Origin of the sequence: Marinobacter sp. ATCH36, assembly GCF_023555055.1 — a bacterium.
In the GTDB taxonomy this organism is placed as follows: Bacteria; Pseudomonadota; Gammaproteobacteria; order Pseudomonadales; family Oleiphilaceae; genus Marinobacter.
On the sequence record NZ_JAMJPL010000014.1, the window covers coordinates 1 to 5,211 of the forward strand.

General features: G+C 59.1%; 3 protein-coding genes. All 3 read left to right on the forward strand.

The window, feature by feature from the left end; genetic code table 11:
- The first annotated feature begins 125 nt into the window (after positions 1-125).
- From M8010_RS19820 to M8010_RS19830, 3 genes are read left to right on the forward strand one after another with little or no spacing between them, the layout of a single operon-like run.
- Complete coding sequence (locus tag M8010_RS19820; RefSeq protein WP_250094426.1) at positions 126-2,120, forward strand: acetyl/propionyl/methylcrotonyl-CoA carboxylase subunit alpha; 1,995 nt, start codon at positions 126-128, stop codon at positions 2,118-2,120.
- Positions 2,117-2,944: an SDR family oxidoreductase gene (locus M8010_RS19825; protein WP_250094427.1), complete on the forward strand. Its 828-nt coding sequence runs from the start codon at positions 2,117-2,119 to the stop codon at positions 2,942-2,944. The genes M8010_RS19820 and M8010_RS19825 overlap by 4 nt, the downstream gene beginning before the upstream one ends.
- A 17-nt stretch (positions 2,945-2,961) precedes the next feature.
- Complete coding sequence (locus tag M8010_RS19830; RefSeq protein WP_250094428.1) at positions 2,962-4,791, forward strand: long-chain-acyl-CoA synthetase; 1,830 nt, start codon at positions 2,962-2,964, stop codon at positions 4,789-4,791.
- The last annotated feature ends 420 nt before the right edge of the window (positions 4,792-5,211 follow it).

Sequence of the window (5,211 nt, forward strand, 5' to 3'; positions counted from 1 at the left end):
CCCTGTAGGCTCGTAAAAAACATCCTTGTTTTTTACGAGCCTACAGGGACGTATTCACGGCGTGTCCTGAACCAGAGCCTCCCTCCCACCAACGCGACCAACCACCCAAGCAAGAGACCATAACCATGCTAAAAAAGCTCCTGATAGCCAACCGAGGCGAAATCGCAGTCAGAGTGATTAAAACGGCGAGATCGCTGGGGTACCGGACCGTGGCGGTGTATTCGGAGGCGGACGCCAGGGCACTCCATGTGGAAATGGCCGATGAGGCGGTGTGTATCGGCCCGGCTCAGGTGTCGGAGTCGTACTTGAGGGCCGAGGCGATTGTTGAGGCGGCGGTGAAAACCGGGGCGGATTGTGTGCATCCGGGTTATGGATTCCTGTCGGAGAATTCCGGGTTTGCCAGGGCCTGTAAAGACGCCGGGCTGGTGTTTGTTGGGCCGCCGGAGGCGGCTATTGAGCTGATGGGCAGCAAGCGGCGGTCGAAGATTGCCATGCAGGAAGCCGGCGTGCCGGTGGTGCCGGGTTTCGAAGGGGATAACGCCAGCGATGAGGAGTTGATCAAGGCCGCAAAGGATATTGGCTACCCGCTGATGATCAAGGCCTCTGCCGGGGGCGGTGGTCGTGGTATGCGACTGGTGGAATCTGAAGATCAGCTGGCAGATAACATCCAGCGTGCCCGGTCGGAGGCAAAACAGGCCTTTGGTGACGGTGAGCTGATTCTTGAAAAAGCTGTTATTGAGCCCCGCCACATTGAAATACAGGTGTTTGCGGACCAACACGGCAACGCCGTTTACCTGGGGGAGCGGGACTGTTCGGTTCAGCGGCGGCACCAGAAAGTGGTTGAGGAAGCACCGTCACCGTTCGTCACTCCCGAGTTGCGCGAAGCCATGGGCGAAGCGGCGGTGAAGGCGGCACTGGCCTGTGGCTACGAAGGCGCCGGCACTGTCGAGTTTCTGGTGGATAAGAACCGTAACTTTTACTTCCTGGAAATGAACACCCGTCTGCAGGTGGAGCATCCGGTCACCGAGCTGATCACCGGGCAGGATCTGGTGGCCTGGCAGCTCTCCGTGGCTGAAGGCTTGCCGCTGCCGCTGGCACAGGACGAAATCCGGCTGAACGGCCATGCCATCGAAGTGCGCCTCTATGCAGAAGACCCCGCGAACGACTTTACGCCGCAAACCGGCCCCCTGCACCAATTCAAGCCGGGAGAGGGCGAAGGCCTGCGGTTTGATACCGGTGTTCGCTCCGGCGATTCAGTTACGCCTCATTACGACCCGATGCTGGCCAAGGTGGTTGCCTGGGGAGAGAACCGCAACGAAGCTCGCCGCCGGCTGCTCAGGGCGCTGGAAGACACTACAGTGTTTGGTGTAACCACCAATCGATATTTTCTCAGCCGCATCATCGCGGACGAGACCTTCGGTGCCGGCGAGGCCACTACCGCGTTTCTGCAACAGGCCTTCCGGGACGACCCTTCGATGGCCCCGAAGGACATCAGCCTTCGCGAGCTGGCACTGGCCGCCTGCGTGTTCAGCCATGGCAGTTCAGGCCCTGATGCGGACCATCAAAATCTGAGCACTTCCTGGAGCAACGCACCCGCCACCGTCACACCCATGAAGCTGGAATGCGGCGAAAAATTCCTGGAATTACTCGTACGCCGCACCGGCAATCATTTCACGGTGACACGCGGAGAGGACCAGTACGCGCTCGATCTGGAAAGCATGGGCAGTGGCCTGTTGTGCATTATCGACAACAGTATTCGTCAACAATGCCAATATCACCGCCAGGGCGATCACCTATATTTGCAGGCGTCCGGGCAGTCGGTGGCATTACGTGATGCGACCCATCAGCCGACCAGCGGGGCTGCCGCCAGCGGCAGCGGCCGTATCAAGGCCACTATGGACGGCGCCATCATCGATGTTCTGGTAGAGGCAGGCCAGGCAGTAAAGCAGGGGGATACCCTGGTGATACTGGAGGCCATGAAAATGGAGCATCCGGTGAAGGCAGACCGCGATGGCAGAGTGGGTGAAGTCCTGGCCAGCAAAGGCGACCAGGTCAAACGCAATCAGTTGCTGGTGGCAATTTCCGCCGAAGAGACCACTCCAGAGGAGTCCGGGCAATGAGCACCATGAACAACAGAACCGTTTTTATTACCGGCGGCAGCCGGGGCATCGGCCGGGCCATTGCCCTGGCCTGCGCCAGGGAAGGTGCGAATGTGGTGATTGCGGCAAAATCCGACCAGCCACACCCCAAGCTCCCGGGCACGATTCACAGTGTGGCGGAAGAAGTTCGGGACGCCGGCGGCCAGGCGCTGCCACTGGTGCTCGATGTGCGGGACGAGAAGCTGGTAAGGCAGCGGGTCGACGAAGCCGCGAATCACTTTGGCGGTATCGACGCACTGGTGAACAACGCCGGGGCCATCAAGCTGACCGGCGTGGAAAATCTCAAGGTCAGCCGTTACGACCTGATGCACCAGGTCAACGCCCGCGCGGTTTTCGTGTGCAGCCAGGCGGCGCTGCCCTGGCTGAAGGAATCAGACCGAGCCCACATCCTGAGCCTGTCACCGCCCCTGAACCTGGATACCCGGTGGTTTGCCCAGTACGGGCCCTATACCACCACAAAATACGCCATGACTATGTTGAGCATGGGCATGGCCGAAGAATTTCGCCGCTATGGCATTGCGGTAAACACGCTGTGGCCGAAAACGCTGATTGCAACCGCCGCCATCGAGTTTGAGGTGGGCGGCCCGCAGATGATGGCCCAGGGCCGCAAGCCGGACATCATGGCCGACGCGGCACTGAGCATTCTCAGCCGCCCTGCCGAGAGCATGACCGGCCAGTCGGTTATCGATGAGGATGTGCTTAAAGCGGACGGCGTTACGGATTTTGAACACTACCGGTACCAATCCGGCGACAAGCCGCTGATGCCGGACCTGTTTCTGGATTAGCCCTGACGGATGGCCTTATGTCCCAGGACAACGTATCCCCGCGCGACATCGCGCGCAGTTTGCCGGGCATACTCCGGCGCCTCCCCGCTATTGCACGGGGGTATTATTACTATGCAGTCAAGAATGAAAACAAAGAACTGACGCTTGGCACCCTGGTGGAACACAACGCCAGAAAGCACGGCCAACGCCCCGCCATCCTCTATGAAGACCGCAGCATTACCTGGCAGGAATTCGATGGCTGGGCAAATCGCATCGCCGGATTCCTGAAAGCCGAAGGACTCTCCAAGGGCGATGCCATTGCCGTTTTTCTGGAAAATCGGCCGGAACTGCTGGCCGTCGTAGCCGGAGCCGCCAAAATTGGCGTGGCTTGTGCCATGCTAAATACCACCCAGAAAGGCCGGGTCCTGCAACACAGCATCAACCTGATACGCCCGCAAATGATTGTTGTGGGCGAAGAGCTGGTAGCCAGTTTTGACGGCGTAAAGGCAAACATCCAGACCGGTCATCCCAATCCGTTCCTGTTCCTGGCCGATACCAACACCCTGAATATCTTTGGCGAGGCGCCGGCAGGTTATGTAAACATGGCCGCGAAGATCGGCGCCCACAGAAGCACCGCCCTCAAGCCCGCGAATCCACCGACGTTGGGCGACACCGCCATTTACCTGTTCACCTCCGGTACCACCGGCCTGCCCAAAGCCGCGCCCGGGAGCCACCGCAAATTCATGAAGGCCTATGGCGGTTTCGGCAAGATGTCCCTGGACATGAAACCGGACGACGTCCTGTACTGCACCCTGCCCCTCTATCACGGTACCGCGCTGCTGGTATGCTGGGGCTCCGTCATGGCCGGCGGCTCCGCCATTGCCCTGCGCCGCAAGTTCTCCGCCAGCGCGTTCTGGGACGACGTGCGATACTTTCACGCCACCACCTTCGGCTATGTCGGCGAACTCTGCCGCTACCTGCTCAACCAGCCCCCGAGCAAACAGGACCGCAACCACCATCTAACCAAGATGATCGGCAACGGCCTGCGCCCTTCCATCTGGAAGGAGTTCAAGGACCGTTTCGGCATCGAAACTGTGGCGGAACTCTACGCCTCCAGCGAGGGCAACATCGGCTTCAGCAACTTCTTCAACCTGGACAACACCGTCGGCTTCTCCACTGCGCCCTACAAACTGGTGAAGTTCCACGACGGCACCCGCGACCCGGTCCGCGGTGACAACGGCTTCATGCAGGAAGTGGAAAAAGGCCAACCAGGCCTGCTGATCGGCGAGATCACCAAGAATTGGTCGTTCGAGGGCTACACCCAGAAAGACGCCACGGAAAAATCGATCCTGCGTGACGCCTTCAAAAAAGGCGACCAGTGGTTCAACACCGGCGACGTACTCAAAGACATTGGCTGCGGCCACCTGCAGTTCGTGGACCGCATGGGTGACACCTTCCGCTGGAAGGGCGAGAACGTGTCCACCACGGAAGTGGAGAACATCATCGACGGCTCCAACATGGTAGAGGAAGCCATTGTCTACGGCGTGGAAATCCCCGGCACCAACGGCAAAGCCGGCATGGTAACGCTGGTGCCCCACTCCAACGGCAGCGAATTCGACGTGAACAAACTCTTCCGTTACCTCAATGGAAATCTACCGCCCTATGCGATTCCGGTGTTCGTGCGGATAACCGGCGCCATCGAGAAAACGGGCACGTTCAAGTACCGCAAGGTGGATATCCAGAAGGCTGGCTACTCCCTCGACAAGCCCAGTGAGACGGTATATGCGTGGTTGCCTGGGACTGACGGGTATACCCGTTTGACCTCTGAGCTGGTTGCCCGGATTGATGCTGGGGAGTTTCGGTTCTGAGCAGTCCTGCAGGTTATCGGGTTGCTTCTGGCTCTGGCCCTAGCCTGCATAACTAGTTGAATCGCGGTGGCTGAGGGGCTCTCCACAAAAACGCTACGAGCACATCCATGTGCGCTTGACTCCGGCCGTCCCTGGCCGGAGACATTTTGTGGAGAGCCCCTCAGCCACCGCTTGCATACCTCGGAGAAATACCGGTTACAACAGGCCTGCAGTATGGGGTATAACTCCCATGTTTTGCCGGCATCGGAGGGCACCCCCTCCCAAAAATGTGCGGAGCCATGGATGGCGGAGCCCAAGCGCACATGGATGATGGGATGAACACCTCTTGTTGAGATCGGCGTCAAGGCGCCACTATTGGATTAGCGAAATCAATAGGCCAACAACAAGAGGTGTTCAGATGAAAGTTACCCTAATCGGAAT